This window comes from Acetivibrio ethanolgignens, assembly GCF_001461035.1.
Lineage (GTDB): Bacteria > Bacillota > Clostridia > Lachnospirales > Lachnospiraceae > Velocimicrobium > Velocimicrobium ethanolgignens.
Window position 1 is genome coordinate 1 of sequence record NZ_LNAM01000167.1, and the last position, 24,022, is coordinate 24,022.

22 protein-coding genes and 1 pseudogene are annotated in these 24,022 nt (G+C 40.5%); 5 read left to right on the top strand and 18 right to left on the bottom strand.

Annotated features, from left to right (window positions below):
• Positions 1-19: 19 nt before the first annotated feature.
• The 6 genes from ASU35_RS11750 to ASU35_RS11775 are packed head-to-tail and all read right to left on the bottom strand — an operon-like array spanning position 20 to position 9,239.
• A complete protein-coding gene (locus ASU35_RS11750) occupies positions 20-922 on the bottom strand; it encodes a DMT family transporter (protein WP_058353202.1) in 903 nt (300 codons plus the stop codon).
• Positions 915-3,200, bottom strand: a complete 2,286-nt coding sequence (locus ASU35_RS11755; protein WP_058353203.1) for a glycoside hydrolase family 65 protein — start codon at positions 3,198-3,200, stop codon at positions 915-917. The genes ASU35_RS11750 and ASU35_RS11755 overlap by 8 nt, the downstream gene beginning before the upstream one ends.
• A 16-nt stretch (positions 3,201-3,216) precedes the next feature.
• Positions 3,217-6,216 carry a glycoside hydrolase family 2 TIM barrel-domain containing protein gene (locus tag ASU35_RS11760; RefSeq protein WP_058353204.1) on the bottom strand — a complete coding sequence of 1,000 codons (3,000 nt, stop codon included), beginning with the start codon at positions 6,214-6,216 and terminating at the stop codon, positions 3,217-3,219.
• Between the two features lie 21 nt (positions 6,217-6,237).
• A complete protein-coding gene (locus ASU35_RS11765; RefSeq protein ID WP_058353205.1) occupies positions 6,238-7,059 on the bottom strand; it encodes a carbohydrate ABC transporter permease in 822 nt (273 codons plus the stop codon).
• Positions 7,056-7,979, bottom strand: coding sequence for a carbohydrate ABC transporter permease (locus ASU35_RS11770; protein ID WP_058353206.1), 924 nt, complete (start codon positions 7,977-7,979; stop codon positions 7,056-7,058). Before ASU35_RS11770 ends, ASU35_RS11765 begins: the two co-directional genes overlap by 4 nt.
• A gap of 30 nt (positions 7,980-8,009) precedes the next feature.
• Positions 8,010-9,239 carry an ABC transporter substrate-binding protein gene (locus ASU35_RS11775; protein ID WP_058353207.1) on the bottom strand — a complete coding sequence of 410 codons (1,230 nt, stop codon included), beginning with the start codon at positions 9,237-9,239 and terminating at the stop codon, positions 8,010-8,012.
• A 240-nt stretch (positions 9,240-9,479) separates the two neighbouring features.
• On the opposite strand from ASU35_RS11775, the gene ASU35_RS11780 reads away from it, so the two are divergent.
• The 3 genes from ASU35_RS11780 to ASU35_RS11790 all read left to right on the top strand — a co-directional run bounded on the left by ASU35_RS11780 (position 9,480) and on the right by ASU35_RS11790 (position 11,412).
• The gene (locus tag ASU35_RS11780; RefSeq protein ID WP_058353208.1) at positions 9,480-9,866 is read left to right on the top strand and encodes a Fur family transcriptional regulator; all 387 of its coding nucleotides are present in this window, start codon (positions 9,480-9,482) and stop codon (positions 9,864-9,866) included.
• A 110-nt stretch (positions 9,867-9,976) separates the two neighbouring features.
• Positions 9,977-10,519, top strand: a complete 543-nt coding sequence (locus tag ASU35_RS11785) for an NADH peroxidase (protein ID WP_058353209.1) — start codon at positions 9,977-9,979, stop codon at positions 10,517-10,519.
• A 176-nt stretch (positions 10,520-10,695) separates the two neighbouring features.
• Positions 10,696-11,412 (top strand): B3/B4 domain-containing protein, encoded by a 717-nt coding sequence (locus ASU35_RS11790; RefSeq protein WP_058353210.1) that lies wholly within the window; start codon positions 10,696-10,698, stop codon positions 11,410-11,412.
• 64 nt (positions 11,413-11,476) lie between these two features.
• Here ASU35_RS11790 and ASU35_RS19335 read toward each other — a convergent pair whose 3' ends face one another.
• Positions 11,477-11,617, bottom strand: coding sequence for a hypothetical protein (locus ASU35_RS19335; RefSeq protein WP_156059422.1), 141 nt, complete (start codon positions 11,615-11,617; stop codon positions 11,477-11,479).
• Positions 11,618-11,645: 28 nt separating this feature from the next.
• Positions 11,646-13,841, bottom strand: coding sequence for an alpha-galactosidase (locus tag ASU35_RS11795; protein ID WP_058353211.1), 2,196 nt, complete (start codon positions 13,839-13,841; stop codon positions 11,646-11,648).
• Positions 13,842-14,009: 168 nt separating this feature from the next.
• Between ASU35_RS11795 and ASU35_RS11800 the strand changes: the two genes are divergently transcribed.
• The gene (locus ASU35_RS11800) at positions 14,010-14,978 is read left to right on the top strand and encodes a DHH family phosphoesterase (protein ID WP_058353212.1); all 969 of its coding nucleotides are present in this window, start codon (positions 14,010-14,012) and stop codon (positions 14,976-14,978) included.
• A gap of 26 nt (positions 14,979-15,004) precedes the next feature.
• Here ASU35_RS11800 and ASU35_RS11805 read toward each other — a convergent pair whose 3' ends face one another.
• The 5 genes from ASU35_RS11805 to ASU35_RS11830 all read right to left on the bottom strand — a co-directional run bounded on the left by ASU35_RS11805 (position 15,005) and on the right by ASU35_RS11830 (position 20,734).
• On the bottom strand, positions 15,005-16,117 hold the full coding sequence (locus ASU35_RS11805) for an ABC transporter ATP-binding protein (protein ID WP_058353213.1): 1,113 nt from the start codon (positions 16,115-16,117) through the stop codon (positions 15,005-15,007).
• Between the two features lie 206 nt (positions 16,118-16,323).
• Positions 16,324-17,190: a YitT family protein gene (locus ASU35_RS11815; RefSeq protein ID WP_058353215.1), complete on the bottom strand. Its 867-nt coding sequence runs from the start codon at positions 17,188-17,190 to the stop codon at positions 16,324-16,326.
• Positions 17,171-17,926 (bottom strand): WecB/TagA/CpsF family glycosyltransferase, encoded by a 756-nt coding sequence (locus tag ASU35_RS11820; protein WP_058353216.1) that lies wholly within the window; start codon positions 17,924-17,926, stop codon positions 17,171-17,173. Before ASU35_RS11820 ends, ASU35_RS11815 begins: the two co-directional genes overlap by 20 nt.
• Before the next feature lie 18 nt (positions 17,927-17,944).
• Positions 17,945-19,129 carry an LCP family protein gene (locus ASU35_RS11825; protein ID WP_058353217.1) on the bottom strand — a complete coding sequence of 395 codons (1,185 nt, stop codon included), beginning with the start codon at positions 19,127-19,129 and terminating at the stop codon, positions 17,945-17,947.
• A gap of 282 nt (positions 19,130-19,411) precedes the next feature.
• The gene (locus ASU35_RS11830; protein ID WP_058353218.1) at positions 19,412-20,734 is read right to left on the bottom strand and encodes a transposase; all 1,323 of its coding nucleotides are present in this window, start codon (positions 20,732-20,734) and stop codon (positions 19,412-19,414) included.
• 124 nt (positions 20,735-20,858) lie between these two features.
• Between ASU35_RS11830 and ASU35_RS20765 the strand changes: the two genes are divergently transcribed.
• Complete coding sequence (locus tag ASU35_RS20765; RefSeq protein ID WP_423229988.1) at positions 20,859-21,041, top strand: DUF6040 family protein; 183 nt, start codon at positions 20,859-20,861, stop codon at positions 21,039-21,041.
• 217 nt (positions 21,042-21,258) lie between these two features.
• Here the strand turns inward: ASU35_RS20765 and tnpA are convergent.
• From tnpA to ASU35_RS11855, 5 genes and pseudogenes are all read right to left on the bottom strand, one after another.
• Positions 21,259-21,597 (bottom strand): annotated as a pseudogene (gene tnpA / locus ASU35_RS20265) (IS200/IS605 family transposase); the annotation flags it as partial.
• The gene (locus ASU35_RS11840; RefSeq protein ID WP_147525437.1) at positions 21,591-21,938 is read right to left on the bottom strand and encodes a hypothetical protein; all 348 of its coding nucleotides are present in this window, start codon (positions 21,936-21,938) and stop codon (positions 21,591-21,593) included. The pseudogene tnpA and the gene ASU35_RS11840, both read right to left, overlap by 7 nt.
• A 68-nt stretch (positions 21,939-22,006) precedes the next feature.
• On the bottom strand, positions 22,007-22,450 hold the full coding sequence (locus tag ASU35_RS11845; protein WP_058353221.1) for a rhodanese-like domain-containing protein: 444 nt from the start codon (positions 22,448-22,450) through the stop codon (positions 22,007-22,009).
• 5 nt (positions 22,451-22,455) lie between these two features.
• Positions 22,456-23,226, bottom strand: a complete 771-nt coding sequence (locus ASU35_RS11850; RefSeq protein ID WP_058353222.1) for a hypothetical protein — start codon at positions 23,224-23,226, stop codon at positions 22,456-22,458.
• Between the two features lie 199 nt (positions 23,227-23,425).
• A partial coding sequence (locus tag ASU35_RS11855) for an IS66 family transposase (RefSeq protein ID WP_187142726.1) occupies positions 23,426-24,022 on the bottom strand: 597 nt, incomplete at its 5' end.

The window sequence follows — 24,022 nt, forward strand, 5'->3', positions numbered from 1 at the left end:
CTTTCTTGGTCATGTGAAATCAGCCCCTTTGCGAAAAGTTTTTATTCCTCAAAGCTGATGCTTGTTCTTCTGCTGCCGGAGTTGCTATATTAGCAATCAGCACCGCTGCCAGGATAATAGCACAGCCGATAACCATCCGAGGAGTCACCTGCTCCTTTAAAAGCCAAATAGAAAATAAAGTTCCAAACACCGACTCCATCGACAAAATAATTGCGGCCTTAGTTTCATCCACATACTTCTGACAGGTTGTCTGAAGCAGATAGGACAGAGACGTGCTGATGAGTCCAAGATACAAAACACTCAGCCAGCTCTTCGATGTCGCCTGAAAATGCGTTTCTCCAAAAATGAACATACTTATACAGGAGAACACGAAGGCTGTCGCCATCTGTATCAGATTCAAAGCTGCCACCCGGTATTTTCCTACAAATTCACTGGTAAAGAAAATTTGAAAGGCAAAACCAACCGCACAAAGCAGGGTAAGGGCATCTCCCAATCCAAGAGTAAAATCGCTTTTCAGCGACAGAAGTCCCACACCAAAAATTGCCAGTACAGCTCCTGCCATTTCTGTGATCCTTACCTTCTTTTTATAAATAACAAAAGCAATAAACGGAACGATTACTACATTTGTCGCCGTTAAAAAGGCATTTTTAGAAGCTGTCGTATACTGAAGTCCTACTATCTGCAGACCAAAGCCCGCAAACAGAGCACAGCCCATTAAAAATCCTGCCTTTAGCTCTGCCCGCTGAATACTTTTTATCTGCTTTGCCGCCAGCAGTCCCATAAAAAGGGTTGCTAGAAAAAAGCGTACGGTCATAATCTGAAACGGTGAAAGGCTTTCCAAAGCCATATCACTGATTGGAAAGCCACACCCCCAGATTACCGTTACTAATATCAGTCCAAGAATCGCTAAATATCTACTCATCTCTTTCTCCCTTTTCTGTTCGTATTTTTATCTCTTCTCCCTGTAACAGAGCCGTCTTTACCTTGTTCTGACCAGTAATCTCAACCTCTATAAGAGAATTCTGATACCAAAGGCGGAATTTCAAACCATTCCAGTCCTCTGGCAGCTTCGGCCGAATTACAAGAACTCCGTCCGATTCTATCTCTACACCGGCAAAACCGAAAACTACCGTCTGCCATACACCACCGGCATTAGCAGCATGAATACCCTCTCTGGTATTTTTCTGTAAATTTAAAAGATCCAGGAAAGCAGCTCTTCGTAAATAACGATAAGCCTTGGAGGTATCCCCTACTCGAAGTCCCATAATAGAATAAATACTCGGACTTAAGGAGGAACCATGCAGGGTTCTTTTTTCATAAAAAGCATAATTTTCCTTCTTTGTTTCCTCATCAAAGCTGTCACCCATCAGATGCAGAAGCATTACCACATCTGCCTGCTTGATAATCTGTGTTTCTGGAATCGGATGGGTTTTCAGTGCCTCCGGCCGTATCGGCCAGTCATTTTTATCATACCTTTCAATCAGAACCTCTTTCAGGTCAAAATATCCCTCAAACTGCTCTAAAAGACGAGTTCCTTCCTTATGTGGGAGATACAGCTTTTCTGCACGCTCCTTCCATTCAAGAAGCTCCTCTTTTGTAACTCCCATCCTTTCTGTTGCTTTCATCTCAGAAAGCAGTGAAAGTACATACTCCAAGTTCCATTTCGCCAAATAGTTTGTATAAAGGTTATTATCTACCGGCTCATGCCATTCATCCGGCCCAGTTACCTGCCGGATTTCATAGCGGTCTTCCTTTTCATTGTATTCGCACCGGCTGGACCAGAATCTTGCTGTTTCTACCAGAAGCTCCAGCCCCTTTTCCTCCATAAAGATCCAGTCGCCAGTTATTTTCACATAATTATAAATTCCATAAGCCACGGCAGCTGTTACATGATGCTCATAAACTGCCACATAACAGCGGTAACAGCTTCCATCCGGCTCTATTGTCCAATCCGGGCACTGCTCTGTGCCATCATCTGCAGATTCCCACGGATACTGGGCACCCTGATACCCATTCTTTTTCGCATTCGCTTTCGCTGCGTCTAAAAGACGATATCTGTAATTTTCCAGATTGGATGCTGTCTTTGGGAAATTCCAGGCAAAGAATGGAAGCATAAAAAGCTCCGTATCCCAGAAGGCATGACCACCATACTCTTCTCCATGCAAAAGCTTGGCTCCTACATTCACTCTGTCGTCATGCTCATTACCTGTACTCATCAAGTGGAAAATATTGAACCGGATTGCTCTTTCCAGGTCAGAGTCACCATCTATCGTAATATCTGCCTGTTGCCACATTCTATCGTAAATTTCCTGATGCTCTGAAAGCTCTTTTTCCAAGCCTTGCAGACCAAAAGCCTTAAGCTCCTTTTCTACATTTTCAAAAAGGGCCTCCTTTGCTACATCACGCTCTGTGTAGATGCTTACATATTTTGTAAGCTCTGTTGTCACACCCTTTTCAGCTTTGAAATCCCAGAATTCAATTGCCTGCTCTCCAAAGGCATGAAAAGCATGATTATTTATAACGTTCTCTCCTGCCCGGGTACCTTCTATATAGCTTCCAATTCCGACGTGCAGTCCCGAATCCCGGGTCGCAACCTCCATATAAGCTCCATTTTCATCCAGTGGCTTATTTTCCTTTAAAACCGTATGTTTTACCTTAAATCTCGGTGCATCGCAGAAATTAATTACGGTGCCATCTGTTATACTTTCAATTTCAATAATTCCATCATAGTTCAATGGTGTTACAAAAAGGCGGATTGCCATCCGGTGTACATGGCTCCGGCTAATCAGCCGCAGTCCCTCAACCTGTGTCTCACGGCCCTTTTTATCCCGCAGCACAACACGCTTTACCAGAATAGCATTCTTCATATCCAAGACTCTGGAAAATTCCAGAATCTCACAATCTTCAACACCAATCAACTCTTTTTCCACATATAGCTTAAATCCCAGCCAGTTTGGCAGATTCGCCAGCTCTCTCATAAAGGCTTCTGACTTGTCAAAAACGCCATTGATATAGGTACAGGGAATACTTTTTTTCGTTCCTTCCTCAAAGCATCCCCTGGTACCCAGATAACCATTGGAAAGACAGAAAAGGCTTTCATATTTCAAGGTATCTTCTGGATCATAGGCATCCTGTAAAATCATCCACTTATCCTCATGAAGCACTCCTTTTAAATTTTCTGAAAAACGTTCCTTTATCATGTCCTTCCATCTCCTTTTACTTTAAATATTTTACCTTTGCTGCTTCAATTTCCTGGCCGGCCGCTACTTTTTTCACAGAAAATGCCAGTGTAAAGTCCTGTCGTTTTACCCGGTATGGCTCCAGCTGTTCTTCTCCACAGCTGTTGCTTCCCAGACCGGAGTGCAGATAGTCCACATGGACAATTACATCCTCTGCTTCCTCAATTTCCCAAGGATATTTTGCCTTTTCCAGACTCTCCTCTGTGTAGTTATGAATGTTGATACCAACACCCTGTTCGGCAGTAAACAAAAGACTTTCTGTTTCATTTCCCAGGGAAAACCAGGTAACCTCCTCCCGGTGTCCATTCTCCTGTGGAAATACATAATTAGTAGACATACCGTCCACTGTCGTCTCATAAATACCTACCGGACAAGCCTCTTTACTATCCGGATAGTTCTCGCCAAAGCCTCTTCCGTACCATTTTACCCGCTGAAGCTCCTTTGCTGTCTGGAGCTGTACTCCAATTCTTGGCAGGAAGACCGGCTCTTCCTTCCCATTCTGGAAGTTCTTTCCTGTTAGACTAAAGCTGAGCTCTCCTTCTCCGAAAATCCGGTATTCATAGGTCAGATAGAAGCCCCAGGACTGGTTCAGACATCCAAAATACTTGTTAATCTGTACCTTAACCTCCTGCTCCCTTTCCTCCAGAGAGAAGCTCTCTGTCTGTTCCTGTGGCAGCTGGATAAAATACTTATTCATCCAGTCATCTTTTTTATACATATCATTATCAATTGTTGCACGATATACCGTGAGCTTTGGCCCTTCGGTAATACATTCTTTTCCATCTATCACAAGGCAGGTCAGCTGTCCATAAACCTTGCTAAATTCAGCTGTAATGCATTCATTCGATATCCGGCAGCTAACAGCTGTTTCTTCTACCAGAAGCGGTCTCTGCCGTGGCCTTTCTCTAAGCAGTTTCTGATGCTGTGAAAGCCGGAACTGGGCAAAGGAAACCTCATGACCGGCTGCAGCATAAGAAACCTCTTCTTTTTCACAAGCTGACACATTCAGGAAATACTCCGTATTCGCCTGTGGCACAAAAGCACTATAAGGCACCTCAACAGCTAGAGCTTCTCCCGGAGCTGCAGAAATTCCATCCAACACGCCTTCCTCCAGCACCTTATCATCATAGGAAATATTCCATTTTATCTGAAGCCCGGATAAATTCCGGAAATCGTACCAGTTCTTTAATACAAGCTCCCGCTCTGACTGCACTACCAGCTTAATCTCTACTGGTGCGATTACCTGCTTATACTGGCAAAGAGCTGGTGATGGAGTACGGTCAGGCATCAGCAGACCATCAATACAGAAGTTTCCATTGTTCGGGAAATCGCCATAACAGCCACCATACCGATAATACCGGTGTCCTTCCTCATCTTCGGTATAGATTCCATGGTCATACCACTCCCAGATAAAGCCGCCCTGCAGCCGCTTATACCTCCGGTACAACTCCTGATATTCCAAAAGGCCTCCCGGACCATTTCCCATGGCATGCCCGTACTCGCACATAACATGTGGCTTATTCTTCTTTTCCGTTGATTCCGCAATCTCCTGAAGCCGTTTCAGCCGTGTATACATCGTAGAATAAACATCCGTTACCTCCGCTTCAAAATCTCCTTCATAATGAATGAGCCGTGTGCTGTCAAGGGCACGAATAGCCTCTGCCATTTTTACAAAATTACAGCCAAACTCGGATTCATTTCCTAAGGACCACATAATAATCGATGGATGATTCCGGTTTCTTTGGACCATACGCACACCACGATCTACATAAGCAGTTTCCCATTCCGGATTATCTGTAATCCACTTATAATTTCCAGTCCATTCAAAGCCGTGACACTCCAGGTCAGCCTCGTCAATCACATACAAGCCATATTGATCACACAAATCATAGAAATAGTCCTCTGCCGGATAATGAGAACAACGGACAGCATTGATGTTATGCTTTTTCATCAGTATAACATCCTCCTCCAGCTGTTCCCTACTTACAACCCTTCCGGTAGCCGGATTATAATCATGATGATTGACTCCGTTTAGAAGAATCACCTTTCCGTTTACCGTAAAATTGTCATTCTCCATCCGAATTGTACGGAAGCCTGTCATAACAGACACCGTATGAGAACCAGCTGCTACAACTGCCCTGTAGAGCTTTGGCGTCTCCGCTGTCCAAGGCTCCACTCCTGGCAGCCTATAGCTTACTTTTGCACGGCCATTATCGAAGGAAAGCTCCTGGGAAAGCATAATAGTCTCACCATCATACAACACAAACTTTCCTGTGTCAATTCCTTCTTTTACCTTGATTTCAGCCTCCAGGGTACCTGTACTTCCATCCTTACAAAGACCCGCTGTTACGGCTGCATCCAGAATACCCTTCCTTGGCTCATTTACCAGCTCCACATCGCGGCAGATACCTGACATCCACCACATATCCTGATCCTCCAGGTAGGTACCATCAGACCACTTATACACCCGGAGAGTAATATCATTTTGACCTTCTATTACATTAGCAGAAATATCAAATTCATTTGGAATATGGCTTATCTTTCCATATCCGACGTATGTTCCATTTACCCATACATCAACGGCACTGCCTACACCCTTCAGCCGGAGAATCGTATCCTCCTTAAGCCATTCATTATCAAGCATCACCTTTGTTTTATATATACCACAGGGATTTTTGTCAGGAACAAAAGGTGGGTTGACCGGAAACAGATATAATACATCCGTATAATGCATATTATCATAGCCATTCATCTGCCATACTGCCGGTACCTTTATCTGATCCCACGTGGTGGTATCTGTCTCCGGTAGCATGAAATCCTCTGGTGAAAACTCCGGTGCCTCCAGATACAGAAAATCCCATATTCCATTCAGACTAATTTTCTTTGCAGAATCTTCATAAAACGAAGTATAGGCTTTTCTTCGATTGATTCCTGTTATTGCCTGATTTTCCCATCTTTTCTTTACTCGTCCTGACATAACATTCTCCTTATGCATCTTTTACTTAATCGCTCCGCTGGTTCCCTCCACAATATACTTCTGTGCAAAGATAAAGATAAGAATTGGCGGAATAATCATAATTACCGTAATACACAGCATTGGAATAATCTGCATGCTATGTACACCCTTAAAGGCTGCCAGTCCCAGAGCCAGTGTAAACTTATCTCTTTCCTGTAAGAAAATCAATGGTCCAAGGTAGTCATTCCATACGGTAATCATATTCAGTACCCCAACTAAAATCAGCTGTGGTCTTAAAATTGGCATAAATACCTTCCAGTAAATCTGGAATGGATTCGCCCCGTCAATACGGGCTGCTTCTTCAAAATCCTTCGGTACACCCATTAAGAACTGCCGCATCAAAAAGATGTAGTAGGCTGAACCAAAGAAGGCCGGAACAATCAGGGGCTTTAAGGTATTAATCCACCCAAAAAGCTTGAATTCCATATATTGTGGAATCATAGTTACATCCCACGGAATCATCATTGTAGATAAAAGTATAACAAACAGTATATTTTTGCCTTTGAAATTATATCTGGCAAAACCGTAGGCTACCAAAGAACAGGAAAACAACTGTCCCACAGTTGTTCCCACCGTAATCAGAACGGAGTTCAGCAAATAGCGTCCAAAGGGCTGGGCATTCCAGGCATCCAAGAAGTTACTCCAAAGCCATTTTGCCGGAAAAAGCTTCGGTGGATAGGCAATCGCCTCTGCTTCTGTCTTAAAAGTCGTAAACAGCATATAGATAAAAGGAGCCATAAAATAAACTGCCATTATTGTCAGAAGGGTATAAATGATTACTTTTGATTTTTTAGACATCTTCATTTTGCCTTCCTCCTTTTCTTCTTTTCTGTTTTTACTTCAGCTTCATAGAATACCCACGCAGAGGAGGATTTGAATACCAGTGCCGTCAAAATCAGGATAATGACGAACATAACCCAAGCATTCGCACTGGCATAGCCCAGTCTGTGGTGCTTGAATGCATTATTATAGGTATACATTCCATAAAAATAGGTCGATTTCAGCGGACCGCCGCCGGTCAGCAGCATGACAAGAGTCAGCTGCTGGAAGGCTCCGATCAGCGATGTAATCAAATTGAATAAAATAGTCGGTGTTATAATCGGCAAAGTGATGCTGAAAAACTGTCTGCCCGGGCTGGCTCCATCAAGAGCAGCTGCCTCATACACATCGGCTGGAATGTTTTTGATGTCTGTATAGAAAATAAGCATCATCGTTCCCACTCCAAAGGCACTTGCGATAATAACCGCCAGCAATGCCCATGCCGGGTCTACCAGCCAGTTTGGTCCTTCAATACCAATCAGAGACAGCAGGTAGTTAAGCACACCGTAATCTCCATTTAAAATCCATCCCCAGAGAATGGAAATGGCTACACCGGAAATAACTGCCGGAATATAAAATATGGTCCGGTAAATTTTTACACCCTTAATCGGCTGTGAAATCAGCATTGCAAGGAATAATGCAATTACCATATTCAGCGGTACAAATATTACCGCATACTTTAAGGAAATCAGCAGGGATTTTCCAAACTGTGCATCCTCTGTAAACATCTCAATATAGTTTCCCAGTCCACGGAAAACAGGTGCTGTAGTAATCGGCCAGTCGAAAAAACTCATGACAAAGGACAGAATCAGCGGTCCAGCCGTAAACACCAAAAATCCAATAATCCATGGACTAATGAACAGATACGGTGTTATCTTTTTCATAAAACTTTTTCTGCTGCTCATGCTTTACCTCTTTTCCCTTCAGGCAGTCTGTTAATTTACTGCCTCATCCATAACTGTCTTAGTATCCTCCAGTGTACTTGGGTTAAAGATACGCTCGAAGGATAATGATAAAGTCTCAGATAACGCAGACCAGTTGTCTACAATAAAGCTTGCCGGTGTATAACCTGCACTCTGCTCCAGCATAGTATAGAAGGGTGCGTTCTTTGGCTCCTCCATCAGGTTCTCAGCTTCAACAACAGACTTTCTTGCAGGAAGCTCATAACCAATACGGTCCTTGTTGCACTCCTCACTGGTCCAGTATTTGATGAATTCCCATGCTGCCTTTTTGTTCTTAGAATCTACGGCAATAGATAAACCAGAAGAACTTAAAATAGAAACAGAATCCTTGCCGCTTCCATTAAAGGAAGGGATTGTAACAATACCATAGTTTAAACCGTCCTTATCAAAGGATGCAATGGACCATGCTCCATATATATACATTGCTGCCTTACCACCGCGGAATTCATCGGTTCCATTGCCTTCGGTTGCAGCTGCATAGCCATCCTTTTCCATCTGCTGGAGCATTGCAAAGGCTTCTACTGTCTTGTCTGAATTCAGGTTACCTGCCAGTGTGCCATCCTCTGCAACAAAAGCACCGCCATTGCTCCATGCATACATTTCTGCATCATATGGGTCTGGCTTCATCTGGAATGCAAAGCCCTTGATTCCAGTTTTTTCTGTAATAGTCTGTGCTGCTGCTTTTAAGTCTTCCCATGTCCAGTCATCTGTTGGCTCTGCAATGCCAGCCTCTGCAAAGATATCCTTATTATAAAACAGTGCATGTGTCGTAAATCCTACCGGCATTCCATATACGGCATCACCGATAGAATTATATGGCCAAAGTGCCTCATAAAAATCTGCCTTAAATTCCTCTCCTTCTGCCTCAATATAAGAATCCAATGGCTCAAGAGCTTCCTGATAGGTTGGATAATCCCACATATATAAGACATCCGGAGTATCTCCAGAACCCATACCGGCACTAATCTTTGTATCATACTCACTGCCGTATGCTTCCAGCTTTACTACGATTTCCTCCTGGCTTTCATTGAATCTGTCAACCAGTTCCTGCTGATAGTCCAAATCCTCTGCATTATCCCAGGTTGCAAACCGAATTGTTGTCTTTCCCTTTGCTGCTTCCCCATTGTCTTTACCGCCACAGCCGGTTAGCATCATAGAAACTGCAAGTGCCAGTGCTGTTGCTTTTACAAAATTTTTTTTCATTATAATCTCCTCCTATAAATATATTTGATAAACTCAATATATCACAGTATAGTAAAATTATCAATATTTTTACTAACAAATATATTAATTTTGTTGTATTTTTACTGTTGTGTCATTTATATTTTGTACATTTTTCCTTCTTTTATTTTAGTAAACTTTTACTCATTTTATCGGATTGACGTTTTATATTTTTTATTGTATAATAGTAATAGTTACTATTATTTAGAAAGGAGAATTTCTATGGCCGAATTAAAATATAGCCGCCAAAGAGAAGCCATCCGCACTTACCTGGCCGAAACAAAAGAACACCCCACAGCAGAAATGGTCTATAGTGCCATCCGCCAAACCTATCCAAATATCAGTCTGGGTACCGTGTACCGGAATTTAAATCTTTTGGTAGAGACCGGAGAAATCAACAAGCTCTCCTGTGGTGACGGTCTGGATCACTTTGATTATGACACCAGCAGCCACTACCACTTTGTCTGCACCAAATGCGGCCGTGTCATCGACCTGAAAATGGATTCCATTGATTCCATCAACAAAGCTGCTGGTTCTCATTTTGATGGAAGCATCGACGGACATTGCACCTATTTTTATGGAAAGTGCCCACACTGTATAAACAAATAAATATTTTTTTATTTTTCTATTGACATTTCAAGAAAAAAAGTGTATTATAACAATATCAGTAATGATTACTAATTTTTAAAAATACACTATTTAAGAAAAGGAGAAAAAAAATGAAGAAATTTGTATGTCAAGTATGCGGTTATGTTCACGAAGGTAATGAGGCTCCAGAGTTTTGCCCACAGTGCAATGCTCCAGCTTCTAAGTTTACAGAGCAGTCTGGAGAGAAGAGCTGGGCAGCTGAGCATGTAATTGGTATAGCTCAGGGTGTCAGAGAGGATATCATCGAGGACTTGAGAGCTAATTTTAATGGAGAATGTTGTGAGGTTGGTATGTATCTTGCTATGGCAAGAGTTGCTCACAGAGAAGGCTATCCAGAGATTGGTCTTTACTGGGAGAAGGCAGCCTACGAAGAGGCAGAGCATGCTGCTAAGTTTGCTGAGTTATTAGGTGAAGTAGTAACTGACTCTACAAAGAAGAATCTGGAAATGAGAGTAGACGCTGAAAATGGTGCTACTGCAGGTAAGTTCGACCTTGCTAAGCGTGCTAAGGAATTAGGTCTAGATGCTATCCATGATACTGTACATGAAATGGCTAAGGACGAGGCTAGACATGGTAAGGCATTTGAGGGTCTGTTAAAGAGATACTTTGGTTAAGCTACAAGCCATGCAAAAATGTGATAATAAGGCTCTGCAAATTTATTTGCAAGAGCCTTTATTATTGCATAGTTTTGTGCATCAATAACATTGTACATACTGCTTGTCGTCCTTACAGGAAATATGCTAAAATACAAAAGGATGTTAAATAAACCTAAATAAGGAGGCCTCTTTACATGAGTAAATTTATAATCGAAAAACCAGTCTGGGATTTGTTTCCGGAGCTTTCCATCGGAATTATTGTTGCAAGGGGTGTAGATAACTCCATTGCAAAGGAAGAGGAATTAAAGGACGAGCTGGCTGCTGCTTTGGAAGCCGCTAACGAAGATGCCAAGCAGTACCTCACTGCCGACACCTTAAGCGAAAATGAGGTTATTTCCGTATGGCGTAAGGCATATCAGCAGTTCAAGACCAAAAAAGGAGTACGCTGCTCTATTGAAGCACTGCTAAAGCGGGCAAGCAAAGGAAATGCTGTCGGTAATATCAATCCTTTAGTTGATATCTATAATGTAATTTCCTTAAAATATGCCCTGCCTTGTGGTGGCGAGGATTTAGACACCTTTGCCGGAGACCTTCGACTGACTAAAACCGAGGGCGATGATGAATTCCTTGCTCTTGGAGACGAGGAAAACGATAATACCCTGCCAGGCGAGGTCTGCTATCTGGATGATGCAGGTGCTGTATGCCGCTGTTTTAACTGGAGAGACGGCGTCCGCACTATGCTTACTGAGAATACCAAAAATGCATTCCTGATTATTGAGTGTATTGACCCAAACAGAAAGGATGTTATGGAAAAAGCCCTTGCCGAATTGGCTGAGACAACGCAGAAGTACCTGGGTGGAAGCATGGTTGCTTCTGTCCTTACAAAAGAAAATCCTGAGGTAGAATTATAACAAATAATTTTCTTCAACAAATAGGGAGTGGTATTATCCAGATACCGCTCCCTGTTCACATAAGCTACTCTATTTCTTTTCTCTCTGGCATAACCCGCAGAGCCCCTTTCCGGGTCGTAATAATGGATGCTGCTGCATTCGCAAAGGTCAGCCTCACCATCTGTCCGCTGCCCGGAGACTTTCCAAAAAGCTCTTTTTGCACCAACGATGTAATATATCAAACGATTGACATATTATTTCCCCTTCAATACAAAGTGTGCCTGCCATGCCTGATATTCGTCCGTCATAAACGGAACCAGTACGCCACCATTCATCAAGGCACTTCCACTGTAGCTTCTGCCAGTTCCCTCCAGCTCATAGATACCTTCCGGCAGCAAGCCCTTCATACGAATATAGTTCGGTGCACCATTGCAATGGGTTGCTAATGTTACCACATTTAGCAGAGCCTCCCTTCCGTCCAGTGCCACAAATTCCCATGCCATAAATTCCGGGTAATTTAGCGGACTTGTCAATCGGTAATAAAGTCCCTGGTTAATCAAACTCCAGAACCGCTTATAATCCTTAATCTGCTGCTTTACAAACTCCTTTTCCTCTTCAGAAATCAGATTCAGATCCAGCTCATAGCCAAAGGTACCTGCCATGGCCACAACCCCACGGGTCAATATATTGGTTCTTCGTCCGGTCTGCTCATTTGGAACTGCAGATACATGAGAGCCAACCGCCGAAATCGGATATCCGAAAGAGGTTCCATGCTGGATTGTAAGTCTTTCAATAGCATCCGTATTATCACTACACCAGATCTGCGGAGTATAATAAAGCATTCCGGCATCAAAGCGTCCACCACCGCCGCTACAGCCTTCAATCAGCATGGATGGATACCGTTTTATCATCCTCTCCAGAAACTCATATACACCCAATACATAATGATACAAAATTGTTCCCTGGTTCTGTCTTCCTTCTGTTGCCGTATAAACATCAGTAATGCTGCGGTTCATATCCATTTTAATGTACTCAATATTCGAAGCATCCAGTACCTTCGCAATAGCTTCAAAAATGTAGTTTACTACTTCCTTCCTGGAAAAATCCAATACCAGCTGATTTCTGCCCCTCACCGGCTTTCTGCCCGGAATTACAAAGGCCCAGTCGGGATGATTCCGGTAAAGCTCACTGTCTTCATTCACCATTTCCGGTTCAATCCAGAGACCAAATTTCATACCAAGGTCATTAACTGTTTTCACCACTTCTGATAACGAACCACCCATTTTTTCTTCATTTACAAACCAGTCACCCAGTCCGCTGTTATCTGTGTTCCGGCTTCCAAACCAGCCGTCATCCAGTACTAGCATTTCAACTCCCAGCTCAGCCGCCTGTTTTGCAATTTCCACGATTTTTTTACCAGTAAAGTCAAAATAGGTAGCCTCCCAGTTATTAATCAGCACCGGTCTTGGGCTGCTACGGTATTGTCCACGACAAATATGTTCCCGAATCAATCGGTGATAGTTTTGTGACAGCTGCGTTAAACCACAGTTTGTATAAGACATTGCCAGCTCCGGTGTATAAAAGACATCTTCCGGCTTCAGCTTATATTCAAGAAATTCACTGGCAAGCCCCATAACAGTCCTGGTCTGCCCATACTGATCACCTTCGGTTTCACAGCAGAAATTGCCGCTGTAAAGAAGAGACATACCGTAGCAGTCTCCCTTATCCTCCGTTGTCTCTCTTTCCGCCAGGATAACGAAGGGATTATGCTGATGACTGGAAGTGCCCCGGTTACTTCCAAAAACCTGCTTTCCACGAATGACCGGTATTCTCTCCAGATTCCGCTCCATGCCGTGTCTTCCATGAAAATGCAGAATATCATAGTCTCCATATAAAAAGTCCAAACTGCCGCTACAGGCCTTGGTAATAAAAATCTCACTGCTGCCAATATTTTTGATGCTGGCAGCCCGGGTAATCACATCAAGCTCTTCCAACACACCATATTGAAGAATCACCTCGACTCCTGCCCTTTCATCTGCAAGCATAAGCTCCAGAGTCTGGGACTCATTCTTTTCGGCGTATACTGCCGGAAGACCCGGTATGGCATATTTCCCTTCTATAATTTTGTGAGAACGATACCTTAAATCACATCCATAGATGCCGTTTTTATCCTTCATATGGAAGCCTGCAGTTCTGTAATCACCGGTTCCATAACAAGGATACTCCTGCGGAAGTACATCCATAGAAAAGGTTCTGTCACTTCCGGCGTCATAAGGATTTGCCGAAAATCCCCGATCCGCAAAGCTGAGAAGATAGCTCAAGCTTCCTTCCACCCTTGCTCCATAATAGTAATGTAATAAAAAATTATAACTTCCAATGCCTATCTGATAGGTGGTATTTTTTGTATGTAAAGATAATGTTTTGTGTTTTTCATCATATACAATAGACATAGTTCTTACCCTTCCTTTAACTTTATTTACAGCTATTATTTTTAGAATAATTGAATTTCCAAAGATTGTCAACTAAGAACAGAGGAGATTTCCCTTTTATTTTCCTCCCTTTGATGGTATACTCTTAACAGTACCTTTAACTATTTTGATTACATTAGGAGACCACAGATGACACATCTGCAGAACTTATTAAAAAAGCTTCACAACAACTTTATATATATACAGACCCACAATTATCCGGATCCAGATGCTCTGTCAGCTGCTGCCGGGCTTCAGGCCTTATTAATGCATTATCACATTAAGTCTACCATCTGCTACAAAGGACAGATTGAAAAGGCTAACACTCTGGCTATGCTGGACCTTCTGGATATTTCAATTTCTTCTGAGGAGGAGGTTTCCCTGAAACCGACAGATGAAATTATTTTAGTAGATTGTCAAAAGGGAAATGCTAACGTAAATGATTTTACCGGAAATGAAGTGGGCTGTATCGACCATCATAAGCTGCAGCAAACAGACTATTATCAGTATTTTGATATCCGACCGGAAATTGGCTCCTGTGCCTCTATTATCGCAAGCTATTTCAAGGAAGAAGATATACCTATGAACTCTTTGCTGGCAACTACACTGATGTACGGTATCCAAACAGACACTGCCAGTCTGACCCGCGGAGTGAACCAGCTGGATATTGATATGTTTTCTTATTTGTTCCACCAGGCAGACCAGGGCATCCTACACCATATTGCCTCCTCCAGCCTGACCAGAAAGGATTTGTTTTCCTACGACAATGCCATCCGCAATCTGGAAATCCATGACTCCTTTGGCTATACGAATGCCGGAGACGACTGCCCGGAAGCCATTATTGGTACTCTCAGCGATTTTATCCTAACCATAGATGAAATTCACCTTTCCCTAGTCTATTCCCGCCGTGCAGGAGGGATCAAATTCTCCATCCGTTCTGAAAGCGGGCTTTATGACAGTGCCGATATTATTAAATCTGCCCTGACAGGCTTTGGCAGTGGTGGCGGCCATGCAGAAATGGCAGCAGGCTTTGTGGCAGACATTGATACTCAAAAAGAAGCAGATAAAATTGTTGAACTTGTTATAGACAGAATTAAAAAAATAACCCAGAAAGCATAAGCCTTCTGGGTTATTATCTTTATGCATTAGTTTGTAATAACCTTCTCTGTCTCTTTATCAAAAATATGTACCTTTGTCAAATCCAGAGCAACCTTGATGGTATCACCCGTTCTGGCTGTAGTACGAGGATTTACACGAACGGTAATCTCGATGTTTTCCAGAGATAAGTATAAGAATACTTCTGCACCGAGCATCTCATATACTCTGACAGTTGCTTCCAGAGTGCTTTCCGGTGAAGAATTAATAAATACCTCTTCATCCTTAATATCCTCTGGACGGATACCAAAGGTAACCGTCTTGCCTTCATAGCCCTGATCCAGTAAAAGCTTGCCCTTTGGCTCATGCAGCAGGATGGAATTACTTCCGAATACCAGTCTTGCACTATCGCCCTCTCTCTTTACCTCTGCATCGATGAAGTTCATCTGTGGAGATCCGATGAAGCCTGCTACAAACAGATTCTGTGGCTTTGTATATAACTCAATAGGAGAAGCTACCTGCTGGATGACACCATCCTTCATAACTACGATTCTGGTACCCAGGGTAAGAGCCTCTGTCTGGTCATGAGTAACGTAGATAATGGTAGTCTCCAGTCTCTGATGCAGCTTGGAAATCTCAATACGCATCTGTACACGGAGCTTTGCGTCCAGATTGGATAAAGGCTCATCCATCAGGAATACCTTAGGATTACGAACGATAGCACGTCCCATAGCGACACGCTGTCTCTGACCACCGGATAATGCCTTTGGCTTACGATCTAATAAATGCTCGATATCAAGAATCTTAGCAGCCTCATGAACCAGCCTATCAATCTCAGCCTTTGGAGTCTTACGGAGCTTTAAGCCGAATGCCATGTTATCATATACGGACATGTGAGGATATAATGCGTAGTTCTGGAATACCATCGCAATATCTCTGTCCTTTGGCTCTACATCATTTACTAATTTATCGCCAATCCACAGCTCACCAGAGGTAATTTCCTCTAATCCGGCAATCATACGAAGGGTGGTAGACTTACCACATCCGGAAGGACCTACGAAAATGATAAACTCCTTGTCCTCAATATCCAGATTAAAATCCTTAACTGCCACGAAACCGTTTGGATAGGTCTTATTAATGTTTTTTAAAGATAAACTTGCCATTTTTACTCCTCCTAGAAAATCTTCATTTCAAGTGCTACTATAATCATACACTATTTGCAAATTTAAAGCCATATCCCAAATTACCAAATAATTTTTTTCCTTTTGTGTAACTTGCCCATCAAAAAAAGGTGCCCTTTTTTTACTATCAAAAAGCACCTTGAAAACTTCGTCATTTTCACAAATAAATTCCTTATTTTCTTTCCATTTCACTGGTTATATTCGCTAAATCCCTCTCCAAGGACCTCTCTGGCATCTGTTACAATCATAAAAGCCCGAGGATCATTTTTGTCTACTATGTCCATAAGAGCAGTGATTTCTTTCTTTCCTACCGCACAAATCAACATGTTTTTTTCGTCATTGGAATACATTCCTTTGGCAGGTATTGCTGTAATTCCACGTCCCATTTCGTGTAAAACTCCATCTGCTATCTCTTTGTACTTATCGGAGATAACAACAGCCATCTTCGCAAACTTAAGGCCTTCCATGATAGCATCCATCATCTTTGAAGTAATATAAACAGCAACAATAGCATACAAAGCCACGTTAATACCGTACATCAGAGCACCACCGCATACAACCATTCCATCAAATACCATGATTTGCTGTGCTACTGTATAATGCTTTAAATGCTTATGGGTAATCGCTGCCAGAAGGTCTGTGCCACCGGTAGAGCCCCCTACACTAAAAATAAGTCCTAAGCCGACACCACTGAAAGCCCCACCAAAAATGGCTGCCAAAAGAAAATCTCCTCTTGCTAAATCAATAATCGGAATAATATACAAGGAAACAGAATACATAACCGTTCCAACTACGGTATTATTGAAGAACTCTCTGCCCAGTATTTTATAACTACCTAAAAATAAAAAAATGTTAATGAACAGGTTGGTAAACCAGAGAGGAATACCATCCGGACAAATAGAAAACATCCCAGCTGTCAAAGATTTTATGATAATTGCAAGACCAGATACGCCACCGGTAACCATATGCGTCGGCTCAAAAAACATATTTACACCAATCGCCATTAAAAGCGTTCCACAAAACATTACCAGATATTTATTTGCTCGTATTTTCATCGCTGTTCCCCTTCTTTTCCTTTCTGTATTCCTTAAGCTTCTGACGGAAAAATTTCTCTTTCCTGACTTTTTTATAGTGGTTGTGCCGAACCAGAGCATTATAAATTCTCGACAGATGTAGCTTCGATATGATAGCCGGTTCTGCCTTATACTCTGTTATCATCTGATCCATGATGCCACCCAGCCCCAGACACAGCTTAGAATTTAACTGGGTACTGTGTGTCATAATCCATTCCTCCTGCTTTGGAACTTCCATGGCAATTAAAAGCACATCCGGTGCTAAGCTGTTAATTTCATTTACAATGCTTTCATCGGTCATCTCCTGCTCCATCGCACTTCCTGCCAGTACCGCACCAGACTGAGGATTTCGAAAGGCATTCTCAATAAAGCGGATATAACGCTCATTATCATAGACTATATATACCGTTTTTCCCTCTCCACGAAAAGCCTGCAAAAGTCTCTCAAGGCAGCGGTAGCTCACTATCATGCCACCTTCCTTCAGCACCTGCCCATGATGCATTCCCAACAATTCCTCTTCCCCTGACAAAATTAAATCTGCCCGAAGAAGCTTTTCCCTGAATTCCTGATTCTCAGCGGCATAAAGTAAAAGCTTTTCCGAAGCCAGTAAAATAACATTCAAATAATCATTTTCCAAATACTCCCGAACCTTCTCCTCCAGCTGCTCATTATCCAGAATGTTCAGATCAACATCCATAATGCGTATTTTTTTGTTCATATAATCTCCCATTTTTATTTAATTATCTGCATCTGTTCCCAGAATAATCTGGATATCTATCCCCTCCGGCAAAGCTTCTGAAACTGTAAGCTCTGCATTCCCCAGATACAGCAGCAAATCTGCTCCACAGGCCTCCTCCCGAACTAAAATACTGCTCTGGGTCTGTAATTGTCCCCTATAGTTACCTATAGATTCTACGGAATATCCTTGCTGTTCCAGCATTTCTTTATATTTTGCAGCCAGACCGTTAATCTGACTTGCATTCAGAATCTGTATTAGGCAGTCCCGGGAATCTTTTCCTGTCATATTACCAGCCTGCCTCTCCTGTGACCCGGTATAGGTTTCATTCTCTAAAAGCTGTTGTATCAAAGCCTTTGCTTCCTCCGGGAATGCTTCATAGCTTTTCCCCTCCTTTATTCCAGGAATTGTATGAAAATATGTATTATCAATATTCCATTTCAAATAGTCAGCTGCATACTTTTTCCTAGAACGGACAGATAAATTAGATTCCCAGCTTCCACCAACTGCCTCAATATAATCCTTAACCGCCTTCTCATCCTTTTCTACAGCCTTTAATTCATTTACCCAGGTATCCTTTAGGATCCACTGCTCTACTGTCTGTATCTGAGCTGCCTCTTCTGTCCGGACAGCCTCCTTATACTCTGTTTTTTCAAATATTTTCCGGAATTCCTTCGGCTCCATTACTGTATAGTAGCCAATATCAATTCCCAATAAATCATTTAAAATCAGCTCTCCGTATTCGTACATCGCAGTCTCGGAAAAATATTTATGAATCGCCGATATCTTTATAATCTGTGGTGCCTCGCAGTCCGCCCTTGCAAGCTTCTGGTACAGTTCATTGGAAATGGTAATTTCTGTAGAAACCGGTATTGTTATATAATCCATATTTCCAGTATTCGTATTAAATATCTCTAGCACCAGTCCTTTTATTTTACCACTGTCCTTATCAACGCTATAAATCAAATTTTTAGAAATATCCTCTACCTCTGCACTCCCATATAGTTCGCGTATCGCTAAAGAAGCTTTACTATCCCATGCAACGCCCTTTTCATTAAAATAAAAAAGGCTTACCTTATAGCTCGCAAATCCAGTCAAAAAGAGCAGACCTATAATCAGCAGGGACTTTCCAAAGCCAATCAAAAAGACCATCCCTGCACTTTTCCTCTTCTTTTTTTTGCTCATATGTTTCTCCTCTATCTTTTTGAGGTCTTAAGCCTAGCTTCCAGTATACCAGAATTTCCATAAAAAAGCAATTACATCTTCAGCTTGACAGCATTGAAAGGTAAACATCTTCATAACCTGCCATTTTAAGGTCACCGCTTTCTTTTAACAATAAAGCACTTAATTTCGAAAGTTATCCACACCGTATAGTTAGAGATATCCTATCTATTACTTTTTGTAGAAAAACTTTATGAAATTTTAAATTTCCTCTTGACAGACATCACCTTCTTTGCTAGACTTAAATCAGTTTGAGTGTGCTTTATGCTGCTCACTGTTTCTATCTTCTGTTTCTGTTAGTTGCCATCCAAAGCTTGCTGACAATTCAGAAGATATATTTTTGTGTAGCTTTCTTATTTCATTCTTTGCAAGATAGAAATACTCGTACAGCTGTTTCATAAAATCAGCTATCTGCTCCATTAGATAATGATTTCTTTGTGCCTGTGCATTCCAGCTGCAGGCATGCTCGATATTCCCCTGCCATCTCTTTTGTCTGTTAAATCCCTGATTTTCTATTTTCCAACGGTTTCGTCCAGCCTTTACAAGTTTTCTAGCATTTTTTCCTGTAATCTCTATATTTGTAATCCAGAAAAATTCTGTTGTTTTCTCTTCACCATTCACTATCTTTGTCTCGTGATAATGAATCAGATTTACACTGTCTTTGCCAAATATCACTTCATTCTGATATTCGATATCCGTACCACAACTTTCTTTTTCTGGTATTGCTCTATACTCTTGAGCCATGGATGGTGCACACCCTTCTTTATAGCGGATAATATAATCCCAACCATTCGTCTTACAAATATCAGTAACAGTATGGCTTACGTATAGTCCATCCGCTGTAATGATAATCGGCAGTCTTGGAAAACGCTTCTTTATCTTTTTTGCCAGCCTTACAAAGGCCTTGCTTTCACAATCCTGCTTAATTGCCTCCTTGCTTTGATTCCTATACTCTTCTGAATTAAGGATTGGCTCTGTTGCTATACTGCACAATAAATTGTGTCCAAAATAGACTTTTGCTTCCAACACGCTTCTATGATACTTGCAGAATTCATTCGCTTCTCCTCTGTTATAGCAGCGGCTAAGATAACATTCATTTTTTTGAACGTACCCTTCGTCTAGTTCTGTGGCATCTATAATCACCTGCCACTTCTTCATTACTCTGGCATCATCAAATGTCTTACGCCTAATCATAGAATACGCTATATCCTTCTGAATCTTTTCCAGTTCAGTGGAATCTAATCTTTCAAGGAATTCGTTTTCCGTTACTCCATGCGGAAGATACTCTTTCTCCTTTTCACCCAGAAATGAGTAAATATTTTTTACAACCGTTTCATCGTTAAATTTTCGTGTCATCTCCTGCATGCTTGATAATCCGCCTATACATTTGTAATACAGCGTTCCTGGCATAGTCCTTGCACTATAACCAATATAACTCTGATGTCGTGGATCTTTTACAGCAGAAAACTTCTGAAATAATTCAGGAAAAAACTTCTGCTGAATTTTATTACATTCAACAATCGGATTCTTTTCTATCTTTTTTTTACTTCTATCTTGTGCTCGGCTCATTTTTCTTCCTTTGCGATAAAGTTTTTCTTTTATTATACCTTATCGCAAAGAAAACTGCTTAAATACAAACGATTGATTGCGAATTATTTTTACCTTTCAATACTGATTATTATAAACAGCGTTGGTGTACTTTTTTCTAAAAGTATTTGTTATTTCACTCTCGATAATCTTTATTTTCGGAGATAATATTAGAACTGTAATCCCATTAAATGTAATATGGTTATTTCTTATTATTCAGATTTTATATTTGGGTATTATGAAATATATGGATGGATATTATGAGAATAGACAACTTTATGATAGATAAGAACATATTCAGAATAGTTAAGATTTAAATCATAACCTCTGACTTAGTCGGTTGTTTGATCTGCCCTATAAGGGTTGTTACCGGCACTGAGTCTAAAGACTTGTCGAACAGTTCACTAGCAACAACATCATTTTCTGAAAATCCACCTGAGATTTTCTTAAATTCTTTGCTTTAACGTCTCACCCGTAGAGGGTTCTATGTATTTTTTCAGTGTCATTTATTCGTATTCCGAATCTATTTTAATTGATTTTGAGTATATTCCTCTATTTTCTTTGCATTCTTTCCTACTGTACCTGCATAGCAACCTATGCAGCAGAAATGTCTACTTCCATATTTATATTTTAGATTCGCATGCCTTTCAAAAATTATTAGGGTACTCTTTCCTTTTATATCCCCCACAAAATATGCTACACGTATGCTTGGTGGAATTTCCACTAGCATATGTACATAATCTTGACACAACCTCGCCTATATAAATATAATATTTACTTTTTCGCTCGCACAAAGTTCTAAATATATAGCCTATATCCTCATATAATTTTCCATAATCTATTCTTTCACTTTTTCTAAAACATCTCCTATTTGTTCCTTTACGAATATGTCAATTTTATCATCATCCTCTATTATATCACTCGGCAATAAAAAACTTTTGATATCATTATTTATTCCATCAAAAGTACACCAGTCATGACATAGACCCTCTAATACAGTCATATATTCTTCTGATTTAAGAAACTCCTCTTTTGAAGTAAATAAATATATGGTACAATCTTTGTCCAAGTCAACAAACACTAAATCATAATTCCACTCATCGTTATCGTTTTTTGTTTCCAATATCCATTTTTCAAAATATTTTTTTCTAGCAACTCTACGTAAATAATATTCATAATGCATCACACTTTTCTCCTTTAACTCACTCATTGTTCTAAATATCTAATATTACACTCTATGCTTTATCCATTCACTTACTCTAAACAATTACAGGGGCCTGTAGATATATCATTAAATCCCGTGATAAGTTCCTCAGCAGTCAAATTTACCACAACAATGTTTTTATAGCCTTTTTTCTTCAATAGCATAAATGCTTTACTTGCTCTTTTCGAAGAATAGCAACTCAAAACAAACCTATTTTCCTTAGAATAATTATCATCTAAGAATTTTAATATAGTTTCTTCAGCTTTAGCCTTACCATCATATGGTATATTGATAAATTTACTCAAATGACCTGTTTCATAATCTTTACCATCTCTCAAATCTATAAAAATATCTTTTGTATCGGAAGTATTGTAAAAATCATCAAACTCTTTCTTATCTGCTATTATTTTATAGTCACAATTAGTATTAATTTTAACACTAACATATGTTACACTAGTCGATGTCAACAACAAAATTAAAAAAAAATCTCTCAATTCTTCTATTTTTCATATCTAACCTTTCTAATTTTTATCCATTCCAAAAATCTATAACCAATTATCGAAGTGGCAATAATAATAATTGAGCAAATTAAAATTACAGCATCTTCGCCTCTAATAATAGAACCTTTTTCACACAAAATAATATCTTTAAAAAGAATTTCATATATACTTGACTTAATCAAATTAATTGGAATCATACTGTTGTCTAGAGGAACCATAATCATATAGCATAATAAAATTATTTCACCAAATAAAGCTATTGATTTCTGTATATTAAATAACATACATATGCTACAAAATATTAATCCAATCCCCCATGTCATTATACAGCCAACCAACATTCGTAACAGTAGTATCCCATAATTGCTTGGAGAAAAGCCGACTCCAAGTACTATCGATATTCCAACCGTTCCAAGAAAAGTAATTCCAATACTAAAAATTGATTTTATGGCTACCCGAACCATAATTATATACAATGCGTCATACTTTCCCAAAGACTCATTACATAAAACACCATTTAGATAATAGCTTTGATGAAATTCATTATAAACATTCACAAAACATGCAGAGAAAAACCTTACAATTACCAAATAGTAAATAATATAAAATGCTGTCATTCTTTCATAACTACTCACTTGACTCTCATTTTTTTGCCAAAGCAATCCATAAATAAATAACGAAATTAATGTAACTGCAAACAGACTATATTGAAGCCAATGCTTTTTATACTCTGCTATATTTTTTTTCATTTCTTTAATTAACATTTTCATATATTATTCCTTTGTTAGATTTTTTAATCTCATACACTTTAAAATTATTGAGTTCAACTAACTTACTATGAGTCGAAAAAATAATGCATTTTTCACTGAGTCCTTCAAACAAGGAGTATAGTTTCCTGATACTATTTAAATCTAAACATTTCTCTGGCTCATCTAACAATACTAAATTTGTAACTATTCAGTACCACCCTTATTCAAAGATGAAATCAGGGTGACCTGAGATCGCATTTTTGATTGCTTCGTAAGCATTGTATCCCTGCTTGTGTGCCGTGCCAACGTAGGACATGATTTTCAGATAATCTGTGGCGCCTTCCTCAGTTCGGAAGCATCCGGATACTTTGGTCTTGACCTTTATCATCCGAAGATCACGTTCCGCCTGGTTGTTATCAAACGGGACATTGAAGTTATGGATAAAAAGGCAGACTGAGGCCTTGTAATTCGCAAGACGTTCTACAAGGGCAAGGATTTTTCCTTTTTTCTTCCGGCCACGTTTTTTCTTCGTGGTTTCGGGAAGCGGATTTTCCTTCCGGGCCTGTTCGATGAGTTCATCATACTTCTTATCGAACTTATGATAGTGATAATAGCTCAGAGAGTCATTACCTTTCTCTATGGCTTTATCTTTGACCTTTTTCATTTCCAGTAAAAGGTCTATAAATGCAGATGCCCACTTCTGCTCAGGATGATTTTCATCAATCCCCGTCAATTCACGGAGAAGATGGGCACAGCAGACAGCATGCTGAACATCCGGATAATTCCAGTAGGAAGCCCAGCAGTCATGCATGGCAAT

Excerpts from the sequence above, each read along its gene's own strand:
- ASU35_RS11750 (WP_058353202.1), bottom strand. The coding sequence starts at position 922 with ATGAGTAGATATTTAGCGATTCTTGGACTGATATTAGTAACGGTAATC.
- ASU35_RS11755 (WP_058353203.1), bottom strand. The coding sequence starts at position 3,200 with ATGATAAAGGAACGTTTTTCAGAAAATTTAAAAGGAGTGCTTCATGAG.
- ASU35_RS11760 (WP_058353204.1), bottom strand. The coding sequence starts at position 6,216 with ATGTCAGGACGAGTAAAGAAAAGATGGGAAAATCAGGCAATAACAGGA.
- ASU35_RS11765 (WP_058353205.1), bottom strand. The coding sequence starts at position 7,059 with ATGAAGATGTCTAAAAAATCAAAAGTAATCATTTATACCCTTCTGACA.
- ASU35_RS11770 (WP_058353206.1), bottom strand. The coding sequence starts at position 7,979 with ATGAGCAGCAGAAAAAGTTTTATGAAAAAGATAACACCGTATCTGTTC.
- ASU35_RS11775 (WP_058353207.1), bottom strand. The coding sequence starts at position 9,239 with ATGAAAAAAAATTTTGTAAAAGCAACAGCACTGGCACTTGCAGTTTCT.
- ASU35_RS11780 (WP_058353208.1), top strand. The coding sequence starts at position 9,480 with ATGGCCGAATTAAAATATAGCCGCCAAAGAGAAGCCATCCGCACTTAC.
- ASU35_RS11785 (WP_058353209.1), top strand. The coding sequence starts at position 9,977 with ATGAAGAAATTTGTATGTCAAGTATGCGGTTATGTTCACGAAGGTAAT.
- ASU35_RS11790 (WP_058353210.1), top strand. The coding sequence starts at position 10,696 with ATGAGTAAATTTATAATCGAAAAACCAGTCTGGGATTTGTTTCCGGAG.
- ASU35_RS11795 (WP_058353211.1), bottom strand. The coding sequence starts at position 13,841 with ATGTCTATTGTATATGATGAAAAACACAAAACATTATCTTTACATACA.
- ASU35_RS11800 (WP_058353212.1), top strand. The coding sequence starts at position 14,010 with ATGACACATCTGCAGAACTTATTAAAAAAGCTTCACAACAACTTTATA.
- ASU35_RS11805 (WP_058353213.1), bottom strand. The coding sequence starts at position 16,117 with ATGGCAAGTTTATCTTTAAAAAACATTAATAAGACCTATCCAAACGGT.
- ASU35_RS11815 (WP_058353215.1), bottom strand. The coding sequence starts at position 17,190 with ATGAAAATACGAGCAAATAAATATCTGGTAATGTTTTGTGGAACGCTT.
- ASU35_RS11820 (WP_058353216.1), bottom strand. The coding sequence starts at position 17,926 with ATGAACAAAAAAATACGCATTATGGATGTTGATCTGAACATTCTGGAT.
- ASU35_RS11825 (WP_058353217.1), bottom strand. The coding sequence starts at position 19,129 with ATGAGCAAAAAAAAGAAGAGGAAAAGTGCAGGGATGGTCTTTTTGATT.
- ASU35_RS11830 (WP_058353218.1), bottom strand. The coding sequence starts at position 20,734 with ATGAGCCGAGCACAAGATAGAAGTAAAAAAAAGATAGAAAAGAATCCG.
- ASU35_RS11850 (WP_058353222.1), bottom strand. The coding sequence starts at position 23,226 with ATGAAAATGTTAATTAAAGAAATGAAAAAAAATATAGCAGAGTATAAA.